The organism is Pseudoalteromonas prydzensis (assembly GCF_001661495.1).
Taxonomy (GTDB): Bacteria; Pseudomonadota; Gammaproteobacteria; order Enterobacterales; family Alteromonadaceae; genus Pseudoalteromonas; species Pseudoalteromonas prydzensis.
Genome location: NZ_BDDT01000008.1, coordinates 126,506 through 146,404 on the forward strand (window position 1 = coordinate 126,506; position 19,899 = coordinate 146,404).

21 protein-coding genes are annotated in these 19,899 nt (G+C 40.4%); 11 read left to right on the top strand and 10 right to left on the bottom strand.

Annotated elements, in window-relative coordinates; translation table 11 throughout:
• Positions 1–45 precede the first annotated feature (45 nt).
• The gene (locus tag A7968_RS15115; protein ID WP_064667407.1) at positions 46–885 is read right to left on the bottom strand and encodes a glycosyltransferase; all 840 of its coding nucleotides are present in this window, start codon (positions 883–885) and stop codon (positions 46–48) included.
• Positions 886–1,256: 371 nt separating this feature from the next.
• Here A7968_RS15115 and A7968_RS15120 point away from each other — a divergent pair, with 371 nt between their 5' ends.
• From A7968_RS15120 to A7968_RS15140, 5 genes are all read left to right on the top strand, one after another.
• Positions 1,257–3,641 carry a TonB-dependent receptor gene (locus A7968_RS15120; RefSeq protein WP_064667408.1) on the top strand — a complete coding sequence of 795 codons (2,385 nt, stop codon included), beginning with the start codon at positions 1,257–1,259 and terminating at the stop codon, positions 3,639–3,641.
• A 13-nt stretch (positions 3,642–3,654) separates the two neighbouring features.
• Positions 3,655–4,359 (top strand): response regulator transcription factor, encoded by a 705-nt coding sequence (locus tag A7968_RS15125; protein ID WP_443094089.1) that lies wholly within the window; start codon positions 3,655–3,657, stop codon positions 4,357–4,359.
• On the top strand, positions 4,359–5,591 hold the full coding sequence (locus tag A7968_RS15130; RefSeq protein ID WP_227008877.1) for a sensor histidine kinase: 1,233 nt from the start codon (positions 4,359–4,361) through the stop codon (positions 5,589–5,591). The genes A7968_RS15125 and A7968_RS15130 overlap by 1 nt, the downstream gene beginning before the upstream one ends.
• 467 nt (positions 5,592–6,058) lie before the next feature.
• Positions 6,059–6,628, top strand: coding sequence for a DUF2799 domain-containing protein (locus tag A7968_RS15135; protein WP_064667410.1), 570 nt, complete (start codon positions 6,059–6,061; stop codon positions 6,626–6,628).
• Between the two features lie 27 nt (positions 6,629–6,655).
• Positions 6,656–6,904: a hypothetical protein gene (locus A7968_RS15140; protein ID WP_064667411.1), complete on the top strand. Its 249-nt coding sequence runs from the start codon at positions 6,656–6,658 to the stop codon at positions 6,902–6,904.
• An 82-nt stretch (positions 6,905–6,986) separates the two neighbouring features.
• On the opposite strand, the gene A7968_RS15145 is transcribed toward A7968_RS15140, so the two are convergent.
• The 8 genes from A7968_RS15145 to A7968_RS15180 form a co-directional block, all read right to left on the bottom strand.
• The gene (locus A7968_RS15145; RefSeq protein WP_064667412.1) at positions 6,987–7,835 is read right to left on the bottom strand and encodes a mechanosensitive ion channel domain-containing protein; all 849 of its coding nucleotides are present in this window, start codon (positions 7,833–7,835) and stop codon (positions 6,987–6,989) included.
• Between the two features lie 228 nt (positions 7,836–8,063).
• Positions 8,064–9,530, bottom strand: coding sequence for a sensor histidine kinase (locus A7968_RS15150; protein ID WP_064667413.1), 1,467 nt, complete (start codon positions 9,528–9,530; stop codon positions 8,064–8,066).
• Positions 9,530–10,243: a winged helix-turn-helix domain-containing protein gene (locus A7968_RS15155; protein WP_064667414.1), complete on the bottom strand. Its 714-nt coding sequence runs from the start codon at positions 10,241–10,243 to the stop codon at positions 9,530–9,532. Before A7968_RS15155 ends, A7968_RS15150 begins: the two co-directional genes overlap by 1 nt.
• 17 nt (positions 10,244–10,260) lie before the next feature.
• Entirely contained in the window at positions 10,261–10,977 is a 717-nt protein-coding gene (locus A7968_RS15160) for a spondin domain-containing protein (protein ID WP_064667415.1), read from the bottom strand.
• 10 nt (positions 10,978–10,987) lie between these two features.
• On the bottom strand, positions 10,988–11,689 hold the full coding sequence (locus tag A7968_RS15165; RefSeq protein ID WP_064667416.1) for a spondin domain-containing protein: 702 nt from the start codon (positions 11,687–11,689) through the stop codon (positions 10,988–10,990).
• Between the two features lie 228 nt (positions 11,690–11,917).
• On the bottom strand, positions 11,918–12,649 hold the full coding sequence (locus A7968_RS15170) for a MauE/DoxX family redox-associated membrane protein (RefSeq protein ID WP_064667417.1): 732 nt from the start codon (positions 12,647–12,649) through the stop codon (positions 11,918–11,920).
• A gap of 148 nt (positions 12,650–12,797) precedes the next feature.
• Complete coding sequence (locus A7968_RS15175) at positions 12,798–13,391, bottom strand: glutathione S-transferase family protein (RefSeq protein WP_064667418.1); 594 nt, start codon at positions 13,389–13,391, stop codon at positions 12,798–12,800.
• Positions 13,378–13,824 carry a VOC family protein gene (locus A7968_RS15180; protein WP_064667419.1) on the bottom strand — a complete coding sequence of 149 codons (447 nt, stop codon included), beginning with the start codon at positions 13,822–13,824 and terminating at the stop codon, positions 13,378–13,380. The genes A7968_RS15175 and A7968_RS15180 overlap by 14 nt, the downstream gene beginning before the upstream one ends.
• A gap of 106 nt (positions 13,825–13,930) precedes the next feature.
• On the opposite strand from A7968_RS15180, the gene A7968_RS15185 reads away from it, so the two are divergent.
• From A7968_RS15185 to A7968_RS15210, 6 genes are all read left to right on the top strand, one after another.
• Positions 13,931–14,842: a LysR family transcriptional regulator gene (locus tag A7968_RS15185; RefSeq protein ID WP_064667420.1), complete on the top strand. Its 912-nt coding sequence runs from the start codon at positions 13,931–13,933 to the stop codon at positions 14,840–14,842.
• Between the two features lie 529 nt (positions 14,843–15,371).
• On the top strand, positions 15,372–15,836 hold the full coding sequence (locus A7968_RS15190) for a hypothetical protein (RefSeq protein ID WP_064667421.1): 465 nt from the start codon (positions 15,372–15,374) through the stop codon (positions 15,834–15,836).
• Positions 15,837–15,974: 138 nt separating this feature from the next.
• Positions 15,975–16,625, top strand: coding sequence for a hypothetical protein (locus A7968_RS15195; RefSeq protein WP_064667422.1), 651 nt, complete (start codon positions 15,975–15,977; stop codon positions 16,623–16,625).
• 110 nt (positions 16,626–16,735) lie between these two features.
• A complete protein-coding gene (locus tag A7968_RS15200) occupies positions 16,736–17,506 on the top strand; it encodes a hypothetical protein (protein WP_064667423.1) in 771 nt (256 codons plus the stop codon).
• Positions 17,507–18,009: 503 nt separating this feature from the next.
• Positions 18,010–18,864: a hypothetical protein gene (locus A7968_RS15205; RefSeq protein WP_064667424.1), complete on the top strand. Its 855-nt coding sequence runs from the start codon at positions 18,010–18,012 to the stop codon at positions 18,862–18,864.
• Positions 18,865–18,924: 60 nt separating this feature from the next.
• A complete protein-coding gene (locus tag A7968_RS15210; protein WP_064667425.1) occupies positions 18,925–19,248 on the top strand; it encodes a hypothetical protein in 324 nt (107 codons plus the stop codon).
• Here the strand turns inward: A7968_RS15210 and A7968_RS15215 are convergent.
• Complete coding sequence (locus A7968_RS15215) at positions 19,228–19,782, bottom strand: hypothetical protein (RefSeq protein WP_064667426.1); 555 nt, start codon at positions 19,780–19,782, stop codon at positions 19,228–19,230. The two genes, A7968_RS15210 and A7968_RS15215, sit on opposite strands and share 21 nt — an antisense overlap.
• Positions 19,783–19,899: the final 117 nt, after the last annotated feature.

The following is a 19,899-nucleotide window of genomic DNA, read 5'->3' on the forward strand; positions in this document are numbered from 1 at the left end:
TAGTTGAATAACAAGGTAAAATACAGTGATTTTACCTTGTATTCACTATCGTGATACGCAGGCACCACTTACTGCTTTAATTAAAGCGTTTGGTAGCGAGTATTTTTGATAAACCTTTTCTAAAAACTGCTGCCACGCTACATGTTTTAACCGTTGTATTTCTGGTTGTGGAATTATATCTTTATATAATAAAGCAAAATCTTTTAAAAATTGCAGATCACGACGTCGATTATTTTTTGCATAACCTTTACCTGCGTAGTGAATAAAATCAGCCTGTAGGTAGCTGTCTTGACCAAACATATCCATCCGATTAAAGCGACAATCAATTGCTTGGTGTTTTAGCCGCTGCTGAAAAATCACATAATTGAACAGGGTTTGCTCATAAAAGCGGATCTCGTTACAGATAGCTTGTAGGCTATTCAAATCGAGGTGGTTAAATAATTGGCATGGCTTTGAAATTAGCATAACGCCAACATTATAGTAATGCACACCTGCGTCGTGCTGTGGCCAAGTTATACTACCTAGTTGTTTTTCTATTAATTGTTTTTCTATATGGCGATCACAATGCATTCCTTCATCCAACATATAAATAGTATCTAAATCGCAATACTCCTGAAAAATATCTTCGGCGCTGGGTGAAATAAGAATATCAGCGTCTACATATAAAACACGGTCATACTGCTTTAAGAGCTCACCTATACGTAACTTTTCAGCCCAAGCGGGATTTGCCCCATATTTTGGCTGATGTATATGTATTGGATAGTGTAGTGAATCAGAAATAATTAAGTCTGCACCCACTCGCTTGGCATAACATTTAAAGCTATGGATAGCGGCTTGGTACATGGGATTATCACCTATAGCTAAGGTGAAAATAGCTAATTTCAAAGTTTATGCCTTTAAGTAATACACTGTATATGAATCAGGTAAATATTATCACAAAAAAACTGTTAGGTTACTTCTTATGAGTGGTTATTAGTTGTTTGTAAAGTTTGTTTTAAATTCACCTAACTTTCTTTCGAGCATCGCTTCTTAACGACCTGCCAGAACTTGAAAATCTTCAAACTACAGCTTTGCTCTAATGGCTAAGATAAATTGCCAACTTGCTATCACATTTACATTTTAGCGACTTTTTAGTCACATTCGCTTTGCTAGACTCCTTACATTCATCACAGCGCTATAGTTGATTTTTGTAAGGAGAGTAAAATGAGCAGGCAGTTAAAAGAGGTCGTGTGGTTAACAATTAAGGGGATAGCGATATGAACGGGCAATTAAGACGGCTATTGTGGTTGACCTTGTGGGTATTGCTAATTGGTTTGCCATTATTTAGCCATGCTGCTGAGGCGCCAGGGGCGCTGACCTTTATAGTAAAAGATCACGCAACTGACCGGCCTTTGGCAAATGTGCAGATCACTATCAAGAAACGAGAAACCGCATTCACGCAAACTTTAGCAACCGATCAACAAGGTCGCATCACTGCAGCACAACTTGACTCAGGCCTTTACTCAGTCAACGTAGCCAAAAGCGGCTTTGCTTCATTGTATGAGTCCAGTGTGCGTGTCGTTACACGTAAAAATATTAAGCTAGAATTCGAGCTGAGAGAGCAAACTATTGAAGTTGTAGAAGTGCGGGCACAGCAAGCTGATGTATTTTCGTCTGGTTCTAGTACTTATCTTGACAGAGAGTCGCTACGAAGTGCGGTTGGCGGTGGTGCGGATCCATTGCTGTCGTTGGATGGCTTGCCAGGGCTTGCATCCGACAGTGAATTTGCAAGTTTCAGTGTTCGCGGCCGTGGACCAAGAGATAATTTGTTATTCGTTGATGACTTTCCTTTTGATAAAGCGATACATTTTGATGCGACATTAGGCGAAGAACAAGATGTTGGTGGAGGCGGCCGCTTCTCGATTTTTGCACCAAACGTTATTAGTGGTGCTGAATTTTCCCCCGGTGGCTGGGGACCAGCTTATGGGGGCCGTGCAGCATCGCTACTGCAACTCGATGTCGCCGATGGCAATCCAAGCCCTTCAGCAAGCTTTCGTTATGATCTTGCCGGTTATGAAGTAGGTTACGATGGGCCTATGGGTATTACTGATGATGCAACTATGCTTTTTTCTGCAAGACGATTGGACTTTGGTGCTTTGTTTGAAACCATTGAAGAGCTAGATATTGGGGAACCAGTATTAAGGGACGTGATACTAAAATCGGTCATTCCCATCAATCAAGATAACACTATTGAAATTTTGCTAATAGATACTCACGAAGACTATACTCGCGGCGTTAAACACGTTGCCGAATCACCTAATTTTGAAGATACAGCGCTGCAAGACTCTGAGCAAGATAGTGATTTATATGGTCTTACATGGCGAACTTTACTCGGTGAAACTGCAGTTTGGACTAATAAGTTTTACTATCGCAACAGTGATAAAGTGAGTTCAGAAGGTGAAGCTTATCCTGATCTAGTACCAGCAGAAACACCAGCCTCAGATTACCCAGTAAGGGAGGATATTATAACCATTACTGAAGGTGAAACTGAGCTTGGCTGGCGAAGCGATTTTGAGACTGTAAACCAATGGGGGTTGTTCAGTGCTGGGCTACGAATAACGCAGATAGAGCTGGACTACAGCACCGTTTTAGATGGTGATTGGAATCGCTATGTCTACGATGAGGATGACTTTAGGCCAGATCCTGAACAATACTATATTGTACTGACGCCTGAGAGCATCGACTCCACAATGAACCAGAAAGAAACCAGCTATGTTGGCTACGTAGATCAAGTTTTTGAATTTGGTGATTGGGATTTTGGTACTGGATTACGCTTCGAACGGGATGGTTTTGCTGATGAAAGTTTTGCATCGCCAAGATTTAACGTTAATTGGCAGCCGAGCAAAACAGTTAGATATTTTGCAACAGCAGGGCTCTTTCATCAATCGCCACGGTATTTAGAGCTTGCAGCGAACGAATCCAATGACCTTAAGACCGAAAAAATCACCCACGCGAGTGTTGGTTTCAAATACTTTCCGAGCAGTAATTGGTCACTGTTAAGCGAAGCTTATTATCAAAATCTCGACGATCTAGTGGTTGATCTTGATCGAACCAGCGGAACGTATGCAAACATTGGTGATGGCACCTCGTATGGTATTGATTTTGTCCTTAATGGTGCAATTTATGAAGGTCTTTACGCGAGCGCAACCTATTCTTACAATGATGCTGTCATAGATCGTAAAGATGGTCGGGGTGATGTAGCCGCTGAATTTAGTCGTGAGCATGTTGCTACTCTAGGTTTGATCTGGGAGATCAGCGATCGCTGGAAAGTCGCAGGGCGCTACAAATATCTTTCTGGTAGGCCAGATGACGAATTTATAATTCATTCAGACGTATTGGGGCCAGGACAACCTTTACGTTATTCTAAAGAGATCACTGAGCGTAATGTTGGTCGCAAAAGTGGTTCCGGTTCGTTGAACCTTCGCGTTGACTATCGACGTGCGTTTGGCCCCATAGATGTAACTGCTTTTCTCGATGTTATTAATGTCACGGCAGCATCATCAAGTGACGACACTGAGTTTGACTACCGCCGAGGCATTGAAGTCGTAGACGATAGCGAAGCAGAGCCACTCATAGGCTTGCGATTAGATTATGCATGGTAAGGGAGCATAGAAAATGGTAAACGCACTCAGTGCAACGCCTATCAGAGCTTTGATTGTCGAAGATAACCGCGACATTTGTGAAAACATTGCCGCCTATCTCGAACAGCACAGTTATATACTGGATTTTGCCTATGATGGTATCAGTGCGATGCACTTAGCGTTGACCACTTCGTTTGATGTGATTGTTCTTGATTTGATGCTGCCAGGGATGGACGGCCTAAGTTTTTGCCAAAAGTTACGAGCGGATGCCAAACTAGAAACCCCTGTACTTATGCTAACGGCCAGAGACACGCTGGATGATAAACTGAAGGGGTTTGCGGCGGGAGCCGATGACTATTTGGTCAAGCCATTTGCATTACAAGAGCTACATGCAAGACTGCAAGCGCTGTACAAACGCAGTCATGGAAAAACCGATAACCTGTTAATTGTCGGCGAACTGACTCTAAATAAATCCACTTTACAAGTTCATCGCGCGGGGCGATGTGTCGAGCTCAACCCAACAGGCATGAAATTACTGCAACGATTAATGGAACAGGCGCCGTCAGTAGTGGCCCGCGATACGCTTGAAACTTTGTTGTGGGCTGACGAACGTCCCGATGGTGATGCGCTTCGTTCCCATATGTACAAGTTACGACAAGCTATCGATAGGCCGTTTGATAGTCCGCTGATCCACACTGTGCATCGTATCGGATATCGAATTGCAGAGGATAAGCAATAATGTATCGACACAGTTTACGCAAGCGTGTCGCTATTGCATTTGCATTATGTGTTGCTGTACTTAGCATTGTTTGGGGCTTTGCTTTCTTCGCGGCTGTCAGGTTAAGTGAAGACCGTGTGCTAACACAACAACTACAGGTTGCAGCTGATAACTATCCAGCTATAACAACAAATCTTCGCGGGTACGACACGCTTGATAATTTACCCCAATCACTTAAACAATGGGCGCAAACAAACCCTGAATTGGGGCTATACGAGTTCGATAGCGAAGAATTGCATGTTGCCGTGATAGCTAGTAACAATAAACAATCACCTGCCTTTGTGGTTTTTGATGTTGCAGGCATCGAGGCTTCGTCGTCAGAGGATTGGTGGCTGCTGCTCATTATCAGCGGTGTTGTCGGTACGCTAGGAATGTTTGGTTTCGGACTGGGCATTGTGGTGATGCGACGAGCTGTTGCTCCTGTAACACAACTAGCTAAAGCCGTTGCCGATATCGATCCTGAAAAACTATCAAGCGAAGATCATAAACGTATAGATTCCAGCCGGTTCACCGATGATGAAGTTGGCATGCTTGCTAGAACCATAGAGCAGACATTGGAACGTATCAGCGCATTTGTTGCCAGAGAGCGATACTTTACTGATTCTGCTAGTCATGAGTTACGCACGCCGATCACGGTAATAACAGGCGCAATTGAGTTGTTAGCGCAAAGTAGTTTATCAATAGCCGATGAGAAGGCGCTAGACAGAATTAGGCGCGCGACAGTGGATATGAAAACCACCATTGAAATGTTCTTGTGGCTTGCACGCGAATCTGACGATGGGTTGTATGATGAGCAGTTTTTAGTAATGCCATTGGTAAATCAAGCGATAGACATGCAGCGTCATTTACTGAGCGGTAAGCTGGTCGATGTTGAAATAGAGCAACTCACAAATCCCATAGTTCATGGGCATCCACAAGCTTTTTCTATCGCGCTGAATAATCTGGTACGCAATGCGTTTGAACATACGCTCACCGATCAAGGGCCAATTATAATTCGTATTAAAGAGCGTGAGCTATTAGTCACTAATCAGGCGCACAACAATATTGAAAGCAGTTGCATATCTACAGAGGCGTCATCACCTCATGGATATGGATTAGGTTTAGGTATTGTGAAACGGCTGTGCGAGCGTAATGGTTGGTCGTTTTCGCTGCTTGCTGATGAAAAATCTGTAGTAGCTCGTCTCTCATGGTGACGGATAACTCTATGGTTCTGTCATAAAGAAAAGCAGATGAACAGGTGTGTTAAAAAGGGATTTTCGCTCCTAGCTTTGCTGGTGGGCAAATAGATATTACTTCCGGTAAGTTTGTATTATTGGAGTCTGCTTATCTTCAGAGGTTAAACTTGCTACTGAAAAAATCCATAAATTCGACAACTTGCCGTGGCTGAAATCGTTTCATAAGTTAATTAATCGGTTGGCTATGTATTTTATATACTCAGCAAATATATGTGTCTACTAATCCAGCCGATATATTTGCATAAAAGAGTTTGGTATATGGTTATTGTAATTGCTGCTGGGAATTGGCTCTTTAGCTGTAAAGTTGCAAGGGCGAAGAGCGATGGCTAAACAGTAAAATATCTAGTTACACTTTCACTGTTCACTTTGTCTAAATGGTAATACAAAATAGGGACTTAATTAAACCCTGATATGTTAGGAAATAAATGTCTCATCGTGTTTTGCTTTTGTTATTTTTCATAGTGCTATCAGGGTGTACTTCTTTATCTCAACAAGAGTGCGCAGAAGCTAATTGGCAGCAGTTAGGTTACAGCCATGGCCAACAAGGCTATACATATGAGCGTGGCAAAGAAATTATAGCCACTTGTCGTGAATTTGGTATTACTGCGCAGTTAAGTGAGTATCAAGCTAGTTACCAACAAGGGCTCGCTGTGTATTGTGAACCAGAAAACGGTTTTACATTGGGCATACGCGGCGAATCATATAATGGGGTGTGTAATAACACCCAGTTTAGAAAAGCATGGCAAGAGGGTAATGACCGTTATCAGCTTGAAGAAAGAAAAGCTGAAATAGAACAGCGACTAGATGAAATAGAGTGGCGGCTTAATACCATTAGGGATGAATTAAGTGCTGAAACGGTTGGCAGTAATAAACGTAAAGAGCTGCACCGGGAGCGAGAAATGTTAGAGGATGAACGTCGTGATTTAATAAGAGAAAGATCACTACTGCCATTACTTAACAAGCTTCCCTCAGTTCACGTTGAATATGAACTATAATTTACTAAAATTTTGACAGAGGGAATTATGAAATTTGTATCAGTTTTAACTGTGTTTTTACTCCTAGCAGGGTGTGCATCACAAGAAGTAAAAGATGGCCATGGAAATGAGGTGTTTGCAGAGCATGAGTGCCTAGGTGGTGAAGTCGAAACAGACTACAACTATACTATTTTTAGCACCGACAAAGATGAAGCAAATAAAAGTACTGTGCAAACCCATTGTCAGCCAGTGAAAACTGAAACTGAGTTTGAGCGAGATCTTAGAACAGGCGGCTAGCATTAAAAGCTTAACTCACTTTATTTTTAATCAAGTGAGTTAAGCTCTACCTGTATAGTGACAAGGTTTACAAACTATTATCTTAAGTAGTTTTGCTATATGGGGAGTTATTGCTTTCTTGTTTTGCAGCTTCACTGTACCAAAGTGCCATAAAATACTCGGTTAGCTTGTGCTCTATTTCTAGTGCTTGATCGGTTGGGCAGAATAACGTGAAGCTTGCTTTAAATTTACCAAGCTCAGTGGTGCTAAAGTGTATTTCAGGTGCAGGGCCAGAAATCTTTGCGTCTAACTTTCTTTCGATAATTGCATTATATCGACTTGCTACATCATGAAAGTCTTCGCAATAATGCTTTGCTTTATCGAGTAGCGTGGCGTAAATGGGGTACGGGTTAAAGCTTTCTTTACGCACAATCGCAAAATGGTGGGTGGTAAATCGTTTCACAAAGTTTAAGTTTTTAATTGGGCTGGTGATCAGCTTATTATTTGGTATGTATATGGTTTTTCTAGAAAATTGATAAGAGTGCATATCAATTTCATGCATGGTGGTTTTGATCCAATCTGTTTCAGCAATTTCACCGTAATACTCACCAACTTGAACCCAATCGCCAACTCTAAATGGCCGTGTTGTCACCAAGTAGAAAAAGCCAATAATACATTGAATAAATTCTCTGGTGGCAAACACAATCGCTACCGCAAAAGCCGCGACAGACAGCGCAAAATTCTGAATTTCAGTAGACCATACAAACAACAGCAACAAAACCACCACTAAGTTGATAAAGTGCTTAATGTTGTGGGAAATGTACCTTATATCTCGTTGCTTTTTTTCGGCGCGATGTCGCGCTAATTTATCAACTAGCACCTTTAGGCAAAACGCAATAACGAAAATTGCCAATGAAATTAAAACTGGGTGTAGCAGTATATCAGTGTTCATAAATTCCTAATTGATCGGGCGTTAATAAAAAATAACACTCGGCCATACTAGCTAAATTTTGCAGATTTAACCACGGTAGAGCAGTAATAAAGTGACTTGGTGCTAACTTGTATTTAGGTTGTCGGTAAGTTCAAAGAACTACCGACCATCAAACTATATCGCGTTTAGTGTTCACCAAGTCATATCGCCTTGCTGCTAGAACAAGTTAACTCCATAGGAATTGAATGGTTAGGTTTTACTCAGATAAAAACTGAAACAGGTTCCTTTTCCTAGCTCGCTTTGTACCAGTAAATCGGAATCAAATAAGAGAAGCAATTTCTTACTTATGGCCAATCCCAACCCCGCGTGCTGCGCTTTATCTTCTCCAGAGTTACTAGCACGGTAACGCGCATCAAAAATATATGCTAACTCTTTCTGGCTGATCCCAACACCGGTATCACGTACATCGACTCTCACCTTGTCATCGCTAGTACTGACCAGAAGACTGATTTGGCCATTTGGAGGGGTATGACGAATTGCATTTTCTAACAAATTGGTAAGTATCCGCTCAAGCTTAGCGATATCAGCAAAAATGTGATACGGGCACTCTACAGGCTGAACATGTAAGGTTATTTTCTTTTCATTCGCTTTTAGGGTGAACTTTGCTACGACATCATGCAGTAATTCTCCCAGTGGAAAAGACTCATTATTTAAGGCTACTTGCCCACCTTCTAAATAGGCTAATTCAAATATTTGGTCAACTAAACGTTTGAGAATACGTGCATTTTTTAGAGTAATATCGATAAATTTACGTCTATCAACCTGATTCAATGTGGTGTCATTTAATGCTAATGTTTCAATATAACCTTGTAAATTAGCCAAGGGGGTGCGGAGATCGTGGGATAAATCGGCAAGCAATACTCGTCGTTGTTGATCCAAACCTTGCAATTGAAGCCATTGCTGTTGAATTTGCGCGACCATAGCCGTGAACGCACAACCCAGCCGGTGGATTTCGTTATTACTGTTGTTTGGCCACTGATTTAGAGCCTTAGTTTGGCCATTACCGGCTTTAAAAGACGTCATATCTTCGGTAAGTTTTTTTAGTGGTATGGTAAAGAATCGGAACATACCTAGCAGTAAAATTAATAGAAACAATAAGGCTAACAACAATATCATTGCCATTTTCTGTAAGGGCTGATCACTACTGATTGAGGCTAATACAGAGTCATATACCTCACCACCAATAATCATATAAAGATAACCTTGTGTTTGATTGTCTACTTGTACTGGCGCCACTGAAAATATTTTTTGTAAATCGGCATGTCGTGGATCATCGCCTAAAATAGGCAGATGACTTGGATGCTGTAGCAAGTGTTTGAGCGGTTTAAGATCAATAAATTGGCGTTTAACTTTTCCGGGTTCAGCTGAGTAACTGAGGATCTTGCCATTGAGATCGATATAATAAAACTCAAAACTTGGTCCGAGTAACATTAAAGTGTGAAAGAGGTTTTGCAGTGCTTCGTTATCGTAATTACCCTGCGCTAACAAGGGATTATCGTGCACTAAATGTTCGGCTAAAGAGAGGTGCAAACGCTGCTCAGCTTCTTGTTTAACCTTAATTTGCAAATAGCTACTCCACCATAAGATCACAGCCATCATCAATATAAAAATAGCCACCATTGATAGGGCCAAACGTTGATAAAGAGATAAGCGCATCAGCTGAGACCTAGAGCATTTAATTTATAGCCCACGCCCCATACAGTCTGAATAATTTGCGGCGCCGCCGCATCATGTTCAACTTTGGCTCGCAAACGATTAATATGAGAATTAACAGTGTGTTCGTAACCGCTATGGTGGTAACCCCATACTGATTCTAACAAATGACTGCGGCTAAACACTTTATTAGGATGCTTAGCCAAATAATGCAGGAGTTCAAACTCAGTGGCAGTGAGATCTAACACTTGTGTACTTATTTTCGCTTGGCGTCCAGCTAGATCAATATGCAGATTACCTAAATTGAAATAAGTGTCTTGTGCTTGCTTATCAATCTGCCCTCGCAACAATTGCACTTTACGTAGTTGCGCCCTTACTCTTGCTTGCAATTCCCTTACACTAAATGGCTTAGTCATATAATCATCTGCTCCTAACTCTAACCCCAGCACTCTGTCCATTTCTGAGTCTTTTGCTGTAAGCATAATGATCGCCTGTTCAGGATGGTGTTGCCTGACGTGGCGGCATATATCCAAGCCACTGACATTAGGTAACATAATGTCCAGCAATAGCAAACTATATGACTCGGTTGCAAGGTGCAACATAGCAGATTGGCCGTCGGCGAGATGTTCAGTCTGTATGCCCAATTCGTGTAGGTTAACCCTAACAAGATCGGCAATGTCCAGATCATCTTCAACAATCAAGACCTTTTCTACCATGTTGGTATCCTTTTTTGTTATTCCGTACGCGTAATTAGTACTTTCGCCACTGGGTTATCGAAGCGTTGTGCTTGCGAAAGTGCTGAACTTGCCAAACCATCAGCACTTGAGACCACACCAGCATGCATCAGCACCATATCTCGTACATCATCACGTATGGCGTTATATCCTTCACCACCCACAATAGGACCTGGCACAGTAGACGCAGACTCAGTATTTGCTTCTGTGCCTGCATCATAGGCAAAAGTGGTAAAGGTTAAACTTTCTCCAATAGCCAAATTACTCAGTTCAATACTATTGAGACCGATGAAAGCATCATTTGTATTCACTAACATACTAGCAACTGATAATTTAATGTTGGCTTGCTCTTCAATACTCAGAGTTAGCATTTCATTCTCGCCTGGCATAGTTGGGTCGTCAGCAGACGCAGATGACATGACAAAGTCTTGGGCAACCAAGTCTTGGCTATCACCACTCTCAGCTAATTTTTCCAGTGCGACTGAGGCCGGCTGCCCGAGTTCCCATAACTCACCCGTGGTATGTAATACCGCAGCAATGGGTGACAACAGTTGACCTTCGGTCAGATTAACTACAGTCACGTCATAACTGACCATAGCAGGTGGAGGGGGCGGTATCATAACGTCATCTTTATCATTGTCGTTACACGCTACAAGTGCCAGTGTACCGCTAATAATAACACTGGCGAATGTTATTTTTTTAAGATTGAGGTTCATGTCTGTTCCTTTACTTAACGATCACAGTAACTTTCGCCACAGGGTTCAACCAACGATGCAAGGTATTATCAACATCACTGATACCACCTTCTTGTTCACTGTCGCCGATGCTGCCACGATGCACATGCACAGTTTGATTGGCTTCGACAGACGTTACGCCGCTGCCACCATGACCAACTTCACTATCAAAAAACGCTAGTGTAGGTAGGCCTGGTTCGCCAGGGGCACCACCACCACGTATCTCATCATTTGCTTCTGTACCGGCATCATAACTATCTATATAGAATTCATATGTACCGGCTTCATTAGGAATAGGCCAACTATCTAAGCCCACAAAACAGTCATTACTCGGTACCATCATACCTGTAATAGAAAGCATTTGATTTCCACTGCTAGTGGTTAACATTGTACTTGTAGTAGCACCAGGGAATAACGGGCCAGCAGCGGGGTTGACACTGTTGTTTGCCCCGACTGATTCTAGTTCGGTCACTAGGCCGCTTAAATCACCGCCTTCAGCCATCGTTTGGATTGCTAAACTGGCCTGCTCACCAAGATCATAAAGGTGTTGCTCACTATCGTGGGCACTGATCAGTAAAGGCGCAAAGTACATGCCATGAGTAATATTTTGAACTTTAATTTCAAGCTCTGCCGCAAAGCTGTTAAAACTGCCGAAAGCCAAACCTAGCGCTAAGCCAACTGTATGTAATCTCATTTTTATTCCTCGTTGAGTTTATGTCTCAACAAAGAATGAATGATAAATATCGCAAAAGTATCACAGAGAAATAACGTTTTTGTAAAAGCAGAAAAACCTAGACAGATATAAATATGTTAGTGGTAGTTTTACTTCATAGTATTTTTACAATACCAAACTAGATAACAAAAGTAGGTTAGTTTTAGTAATAGATGTTTATCGATTTAGTGAGCTATACCCATCGTTTTATCAACTAGCTAGCATCCAAATACCTGCGGCTATCATAAATAGATTCTCGGTTAATGAGATAAAACCTAGCGGTACATTGCTGTCGCCACCGACACAGGCACACTTAAGGTCTCGTTTATCGATATACACGGCTTTAAATACCGAAATAGCTCCTATGCTACCAATAAATAACGAGAAAGGAGCAACCAGATGCGCAGGGAGTTTGGCGACCATACCTACAGCCACGTAAGCCTCTATAAACGGATAAACATAGGCGTAGGGCACAATCCGCATGGCGAGTAAGTCATAAGTAATAAATGAGTTTGAAAAGCTATATAAATCTTGTAGCTTTTGAATCGCTAGTACCGCCATCGAAAGTGCAATAAACAGCATTAAGTTTTGCATCGACAATAAAGCATCGCCACTGGCATAACTTAATCCACAGCTTAGTAATAGGGAGACTGCAAAAATGGCTAACACCGGGGTGTAACTTGTGCCTTGTTGGCCGGCTTCGGGTAGATTAAAAAAGTCGCGCAACTCATCGTACCCACCTATACGTTGATCATCAATAAAGGTTTGCGGGGTGGTTTTTACATCATGTTGCTGTTTGAATTCATCGGTTTGCTCGCGGCTAGTAAGGTGGCGATCATCAACATCGTAGCCATTACGTTCCAACAGATCTTTTGATTTTAAACCGAATGGGCAAATATGCTCATCGGTAACCATACGATATAAAATTGCAGACTTAGACACAGTGCCTCCTTGTAAAAATGCCTTGCTTACTGCGTAATAATTGCTTAATTACACAGTAAATAAGGGCAAATTGTTGCTATAACTGAATAGTTACAAGGTTTGTGCCAGCTAATAAGGATTGCTTGGTCATGTTTAAAACACGGTAATGTTAGCTACCAGGCATAGGGATATACCCTGGTAGCTGCTCAATTCTTTTCATCCACTGTTTGATATGCGGGTATTTATCTACTTCTACATCTCCTTCATGAGCGATAGATATATAAGGGTAAATTGCACACTCAGCGATGGTAGGGCGATTTGCTGCTAACCAATGGTTATTCATAAGGTGAGAATCGATTAATGTAAGTATTTTATTTGATTGCAGCACGCATTGAGCATGATCATACTCGGCCGCAAACTTTTTAATTAACCGAGCTTTATTCGGTCCATGTTGTATTTCATTCGCCGCGACCGACAGCCATTGCATAACGTCTGCTTGTAAATGCGCTTCACTAGGCCACCATGCTTCACCACCATATTTATTGGCTAGATAAACTAATATCGCTTGCCCATCTCTTAACACTATATTGTCATCTTCAAGTATTGGAATTTCTCCCCAAGGGTTTAATTTCATTAATTTACTTTGCTTATGCTCGCCTTGCATAAAGTTAACAGGAATAATATTTAATGGTGTATGGATCAATGAGGCAAATAACCTTACTTTGTAACAGTTACCTGATAACGCTAAATCATATAATTTCATTTTTTGTCTCCTCTGATAATAATTGATTGAACTCAAGAACATTCCCATCAGGATCACGGATAAATAAAGCGATTCTTCTCGGGCCGAGTTTTTTTGGTCCCTCAGTGATTGTGATCCCTTCTTTAGATAGCCAAGCTTGAAATTCATTAATGTTATTAATAATGAATGCAGGATGCGTGATCCCTGGTTTTTTTATCGGCTCATCTAGGAGTGTGTTCTTTTGCCCTGTTATTTTTGCACCATTAAAAATAAGATTAATGCGAACACCGCTCGCAGTAACCATCTCATTCGCTTCGCCTTCTGCAATGCGATAGGTTTCTTTGAATCCAAGACGTTCATAAAAGTGGACTGATTTTTGTCTATTGCTGACTCGAATACCAACATGATCATAGGCAAGAGCTGCTTGAGGGTTTACAGGAGATAAACTGTTCATAGAGTATGTTTCCTATCTTTATTTAATAGCTGCACTATGACATTTTGTTATTTAAAAGATAATACGGTAAATTTGATAAGGATATTTTCAATAAATGAGATAATTAATGGACAAGTTACAAGCAATGTCTATGTTAATTAAGGTTGTGGAAGTTGGTAGTTTTTCTGCGGCAAGTAAAGAGCTAAGTGTTCCTTTGCCAACCCTAAGCCGAAAAATATCGGAACTTGAGAACCAGCTCGGTGTGCGTCTATTACATAGAACAACGAGAAAGTTATCGTTAACGGACTTTGGGGCAAATTATATTCGTGCTTGCAAAGCAATTATCGAGCAAGTTGAAGAGGCCGAACAAGGGGTAAAAGGCGAATATTCAGAGCCTAAAGGGGAGTTGGTCATCACCGCACCAGTGATGTTTGGCAGGTTATATGTATTGCCAATTGTTACTGAGTTTTTGTCCTTATATTCCAGCATAAATGTGCAGTTAATTTTGTCGGATGGAAATATTAATCTGTTTGATAATGATGTTGATATGGCGGTTAGAATTGGTGCGTTACCAAATAGCTCAATGATAGCCACTCAAGTAGGAGAAATTCGGGTGGTAACCTGTGCAAGCCCATCGATTTTAGCTGCCCACAAAACGTTAAAAACCCCGGATGACTTAACTCACTACCCGTGTATATCACTAAATACGGCGATGACAACTCCACCTTGGAGTTACCTTGTTCCGGATTCTAAAATTGCTTTTAATGTAAATATATCCTCTCGATTAACGATTACGGATAGTAAATCAGTTGTTACTGCTGCTATAAATTCAGTAGGGGTGACTCAGCAGCTACATTACCAAGTTAAAGATGCATTAGAGCAAGGCGCGCTTGAGGTCATATTAGCTGAATTTGAACCCGCGAAAGTTCCTGTGCATTTACTGCATAAATCTCGAAAATATATGCCACAAAAAATGAAAAGCTTTTTAGATTTCGCATTACCAAGATTAAAAAATAAAATTGATGAATTAGCTTTGTAGCTATGGATAGTAAGTAAAGTCACCAGCCAAAACGAAAAAAACCTTGCAGCGTTAACTGCAAGGTTTTATTTTTTGAGCGCTTGAGCCTTGAGCTAGCGCATCGTCACAAATTACTCTGTACATCCAAATCTGGAAACACTCTGGAAAGCTACATATTATCTAGTTTAGGAGGCTTTTCCAGAAAAAGTGAAAAATCGCAAAGAAATGTGTAATTTTTTATGGTCTGGAAAACGGTTTTCCAGACTTGGTGCTTTCTATTCATTAGAATTGCAGACTGATATGAGCTATGAACGAAAAATCATCCACTCAGGAAATTTTTGTTTACATTTTTGGGCTTCTCCCATAGCCATAAAATCAACCCTATCGGTCGTTTATGTCTGTTCATTAGAAATTTATCAATTTGTTATTTATTTGATATAGAAAGATAAGGGATATTTTGCTATTAATGTGGATAAGATTAAATCGGCCCAATGCTCGTTAGACAAACGACCCGTTGGGGCAATATTAAAAGTTTATATGGCAAAGGAGTATGCATCAATTGTCCGATCCTGAATTACTAGAATTATATAAACAGCACCGTGCAGGCCAAGATAAATATGCGTATTTCTTGATGGCAATTGTAGCATCAGCAATTGCTTTCACTGTTAATAAGACAGCAGGCTTAAAAGTTACATGCACAGATATACCGTTAGGTTTATCAGTCTTATTTTGGGGGTTAAGCTTTTACTTTGGTTGTAAATATATTAATTGGTGTCAAACAACAACATTTTCAAATTTTAATTTGTTGCAATTAAAGAAAGGTGTTCACCCTAAACAGCCTGTACACTCTCAAGAGATTGATGCTGCCATTCGTGGTGTTACATCTGCACTTGAAAGTAACTCGTTTAATGCTGGTAAATGTTGTGGCCTTCAGTTTAAGTTTGCAATCGGCGGTGCATTGATGTTTCTTATCTGGCACAGTATTAATGTGTATTTGTTTACAATTGCCATATAACAAACGGTTAATGAAAGGGATGCACAAAGAACGCATTCACCCTAAACCAATTCTTTATAGTTAGTAAGTTTGTAGTTATAAATCAATCCGAACGCTGCTCAATAAGCTATTATTTTTTCAAGTTTCGGAGTTATATTAATGCGTTGTTTTGCTAGGTGGGAAAAAGATGATTCAGCGGAAGTATTTTTCAGAGATCAAACTATCTTACAATTTGGGGATAGTTGGGACTTTTTAGCTAATGTTATTTTGTTAAATCCTGGCAGTGCATTACCAATGAACGAGGATGATAAAACAGAATTGTTAAGGTCAAAAGGTTTACCGTTCTTTGTTGAACCTGATGATCAAGAAAAATATTTAGAATTTTTTATAGACCCTTTGATGCGCTATATATTTAAGCTCTTTAAAGAAAAGCATTCGGGTGGCTCAATAAGGTTATACAATTTATTTAATCTCAAAAACCAACATTCAAATGATGCAATAAACCAAATCAAAAAGAACTCTACTCATTCCAAAATGTTTGCTAAAGATCATGAAATTAAATTTTGTAATGCTCCTGTATTAATAGCATCGGGTGGTAATGCTAAGAAGAACACTATTTTAAAACAGGAACTGACTCGATACATTAGCCTTGTAGAGAGTGATAAATTGTTTAAATTAGCCAAACAAGCAGATAAGCAATACTCTATTTTAAAAGCTACTCCTGATAAATATGGCTTTATTGAAAGTTACCATCCGTCGTTTACATTCAAATATGGAAATGCTACTGACTTAGGTCAATTTAAAACATAACATCACCTCAATCAGAAAAGGCTCAAAACGCTTGGCTCGAGCTCTTTCGTCGCTAATTATAGCCAAGCATTTTCCGCCTCTTTGGTGGGCGTTAAAAGTTGGACTTTTTTATGAGCAGGGAAGAAGATTACATAATAGATTTCTTTAAAGCTTACGATTTAAAAGCAGAAAAAATCCCAGAGTCTACTGAGGAATCCCCAGACTTTTTTATAGCGCTGGGCGATGAAAAAATCTTAATAGAGCTAAAGACGAAAATTGATAGCTCAGATCTCATAGAAAAAAGAGAGGAAGCCTTCGAAAAAGGTGAGGTTTACGAAAGAATGGCTGTAATTGGTCGGAATAATGCGATCTCCAAACGAATAAGGAAAGCTTCTAGTCAGTTAATGTCCCAGAAGAATAAGCTGAATGCTGATTATTGTTTTGTTTTCTTACTAGCTGACGGCCAGTATCGGAGTGAGCAATTAGGTGTTTTTGAAACTTCTTTATATGGTGATAAAGACATTATCCATATGGGCGATGACTTCAATAAAGGCATAAAGAAGTGTTATTACTATACAAATAGTGATTTTTTCAATAATAGATCAATTATTGATGGGGCATTCCTATTAGGTGGAGAGTTTGGTCGGCTATGCATTAATAGTGTTTCAGAGAATTACAGCAGCGCTATAAAGTCACGGTTCGTAGAAACTTTCAGGCCTGGTGTTCTATGCCCTATTGAGCAGGAGAGTAAAGGCGAAGCATATTTAATCGAGACTCCCATTGATCGCTTGGATGAAAATGCACTTAAAAACTACCTCTGCGATAAATATAACCTCAATAAAATAGTCCCTTTTAATTGGCCGCAAATCACTGTTACCTCACAAATAAAGGAGGGTAAGTAAGGGGGCGATAAATCAACTTCGCGACATTGGCACCGGACAGCATAAAACGTGACTTCACCACAACGCTGTGGGTTATTGACTAAGCATTCAAACGCGTTTTTGCCCCTTTTCGAGTTAGCAAATTGCATATTTTGCAAATTGGTTTTGCCCCATTATCATTTAACGTAAATACTTTATAGGTCGATTTTGAGCGAACTACGGAAATTACCTAAAGCAGAACAAGTGATCTGCTAGGTAGTTGCTTGAAATCAATTATTAATTGCTAATCTAGCCAAATTTAGGTGTAATGAATACATAAAAAGCGCTGAGCAATGCAGGGAAAGCTTAAATTACACTAGCTAAGCTGATTAAATTAGCTAGGAAAGTGAGAGCCACCAAAAAGCAAATTCCCATAGCATAAACAACACCAACTCTGACACACCGAGCAGGTAGCGGCTCAGTCCAACAAGCGATTATGCAATACAAAATGCGTGTCGCATAAATACTAAAATGTTAGGCTGTAAATGGAATACATCGTGCCACCAGATAATTATGCAAGCTTCATCGGTACTGTTGCACTTATAGTGTCGATTCTGTGCTTATTTATCACTTTTTTGCTGAAGCAAAGAAGCCATGCGACTAAGTTGTTTTCTATTATGCTTGTAGCATCGCTAGCTTTCTTTTCTTCTCATTGGGCTACATATTTTGCCGCTATCTTTATAGTTGCAACTGCTGTTACTGAGCTGGAATTTTTACAGAACTTGGCGGCCATAATCAGAAAAGATGAGAATTATTTCAAATACAAGAAAGAAGCTCTAAGTAAGGCTGAGAATATTCGCCGGAAAGCTGAGGAAGCAATAGAAGAAGAATACACCTCGGAGCAGCCGTCAGAAACGGAAGAATCTACAATCACAAAAATTGACCTTTCAAAATTACAAGAGCTTTCTAATACATCAAGGATGAAGTTGTCATTTGAAGTTGAGGAAAAAGCCCTCAGTTACCTGTCAAAGGAATATGGGCGCATTGAAAGAGGCGTGCGCTTTAGAAAGGGCAATCAATCAGTTGAATTCGATGGGGTTGTTACAAATGGACGAGATAAAGCAGACACTATTTTTGAGGTCAAGTGGACCCGAAATCCTGATCATGCTTTTATGTTTATTAATCAATCCATCCGACGGTCTAACGATCAAGTGAATTCTTACTCCTCAATTACTGGTAAAAAGCCCACCTTTAATTTGGTTGTTGTTACAAATACTAAAACCAGTATTGGCACAGATCGTTGGGAGAAATTAAGGGAAAGGGCAGAAGAAGTTGGTGTAAACCTAATCAATTTGAGCCTAAAAGAGATAGGGTTCGAGGTTACACATGAAATCGCCTAACAAAGCCATTAAACTCGCTCTCTACGGTCGCCGGACGCGATGAGGAAATAAAGAGGTATCATGGCAAAAATTAAAGATAGATTAGCTAAAATAATTCGTGATAAACCTAGAGTGTTGACCCGAGCAATATTTTGGAAAATCCCTCATAACACCTCAGAAGACGAAGTGTTCTTGAAGCTTGGTCGGTATAATAAGCCAAAGGGTTGGCTTGATAGTGAAACACTAGAATTAGATAGTCCCAAAAGTGAACTTACGCTGGGTAGTGAAGAGTTCAGTAATCTCATAGATTTCATTTCAACAAATTACGAACCTTTCAAGCAGGGGACGAAAGCTTTTTTGCCTTTAGATAACCCGTACGACACATCAAATGCAGAGCAGTGTTAGACGACTTGGGGACAAGAAAACCTTCGATGATAAAAACGCCATATCGATTGCACAACCTCTCTGCGAAGCAATAATGTCGATGACCGCTCGTACCCGTTTATCCTCAGGGCGCGATGAAAGCGCAGGACTATAGACTAGCCCTACCGCTTTATTTACTGTTTTCCACACTTTGTCGATATCGACGTCAGTAAATAGATGCTGAGAAATGGATCCCAATTCTTTGCTAGTAAGCGGCAGAGTATTAATTCCATCACTCCTGGCTTGACGTAAGGCTTTGAGAAATTGTTGGTTTTGCCTATCTTCAGGCTCTAAATAGATGACTACAATCTGATTGTCCTGTGCCAAAACCTTGTGAGGGACATCTTCGAAAATCACAATACATTGTCCGGTGTGAATACTTTGTGCCTTGTAATCTTGAACCGAGATGTCTTTGTCTAAACCAATGCAAATTTGGACAGCATGATGTGCATGAACATCATTATCAGGACTGATTCCGATGTAAATCGCTTTGTAGGGCCACAAATGAATATGCATGGCTGACTCAGTATCAAAAGTTCAGGCTATTGATTTTTGCCTTATAAATCTACACAAATGACGAATGTTAGCCGATAGATACAAGTTAAGGTGAGCGCGCACAGTGAAATTGTGTTC

Excerpts from the sequence above, each read along its gene's own strand:
- A7968_RS15120 (WP_064667408.1), top strand. The coding sequence starts at position 1,257 with ATGAACGGGCAATTAAGACGGCTATTGTGGTTGACCTTGTGGGTATTG.
- A7968_RS15125 (WP_443094089.1), top strand. The coding sequence starts at position 3,655 with ATGGTAAACGCACTCAGTGCAACGCCTATCAGAGCTTTGATTGTCGAA.
- A7968_RS15130 (WP_227008877.1), top strand. The coding sequence starts at position 4,359 with ATGTATCGACACAGTTTACGCAAGCGTGTCGCTATTGCATTTGCATTA.
- A7968_RS15135 (WP_064667410.1), top strand. The coding sequence starts at position 6,059 with ATGTCTCATCGTGTTTTGCTTTTGTTATTTTTCATAGTGCTATCAGGG.
- A7968_RS15140 (WP_064667411.1), top strand. The coding sequence starts at position 6,656 with ATGAAATTTGTATCAGTTTTAACTGTGTTTTTACTCCTAGCAGGGTGT.
- A7968_RS15145 (WP_064667412.1), bottom strand. The coding sequence starts at position 7,835 with ATGAACACTGATATACTGCTACACCCAGTTTTAATTTCATTGGCAATT.
- A7968_RS15150 (WP_064667413.1), bottom strand. The coding sequence starts at position 9,530 with ATGCGCTTATCTCTTTATCAACGTTTGGCCCTATCAATGGTGGCTATT.
- A7968_RS15155 (WP_064667414.1), bottom strand. The coding sequence starts at position 10,243 with ATGGTAGAAAAGGTCTTGATTGTTGAAGATGATCTGGACATTGCCGAT.
- A7968_RS15160 (WP_064667415.1), bottom strand. The coding sequence starts at position 10,977 with ATGAACCTCAATCTTAAAAAAATAACATTCGCCAGTGTTATTATTAGC.
- A7968_RS15165 (WP_064667416.1), bottom strand. The coding sequence starts at position 11,689 with ATGAGATTACATACAGTTGGCTTAGCGCTAGGTTTGGCTTTCGGCAGT.
- A7968_RS15175 (WP_064667418.1), bottom strand. The coding sequence starts at position 13,391 with ATGAAATTATATGATTTAGCGTTATCAGGTAACTGTTACAAAGTAAGG.
- A7968_RS15180 (WP_064667419.1), bottom strand. The coding sequence starts at position 13,824 with ATGAACAGTTTATCTCCTGTAAACCCTCAAGCAGCTCTTGCCTATGAT.
- A7968_RS15185 (WP_064667420.1), top strand. The coding sequence starts at position 13,931 with ATGGACAAGTTACAAGCAATGTCTATGTTAATTAAGGTTGTGGAAGTT.
- A7968_RS15190 (WP_064667421.1), top strand. The coding sequence starts at position 15,372 with ATGCATCAATTGTCCGATCCTGAATTACTAGAATTATATAAACAGCAC.
- A7968_RS15195 (WP_064667422.1), top strand. The coding sequence starts at position 15,975 with ATGCGTTGTTTTGCTAGGTGGGAAAAAGATGATTCAGCGGAAGTATTT.
- A7968_RS15200 (WP_064667423.1), top strand. The coding sequence starts at position 16,736 with ATGAGCAGGGAAGAAGATTACATAATAGATTTCTTTAAAGCTTACGAT.
- A7968_RS15205 (WP_064667424.1), top strand. The coding sequence starts at position 18,010 with ATGGAATACATCGTGCCACCAGATAATTATGCAAGCTTCATCGGTACT.
- A7968_RS15210 (WP_064667425.1), top strand. The coding sequence starts at position 18,925 with ATGGCAAAAATTAAAGATAGATTAGCTAAAATAATTCGTGATAAACCT.
- A7968_RS15215 (WP_064667426.1), bottom strand. The coding sequence starts at position 19,782 with ATGCATATTCATTTGTGGCCCTACAAAGCGATTTACATCGGAATCAGT.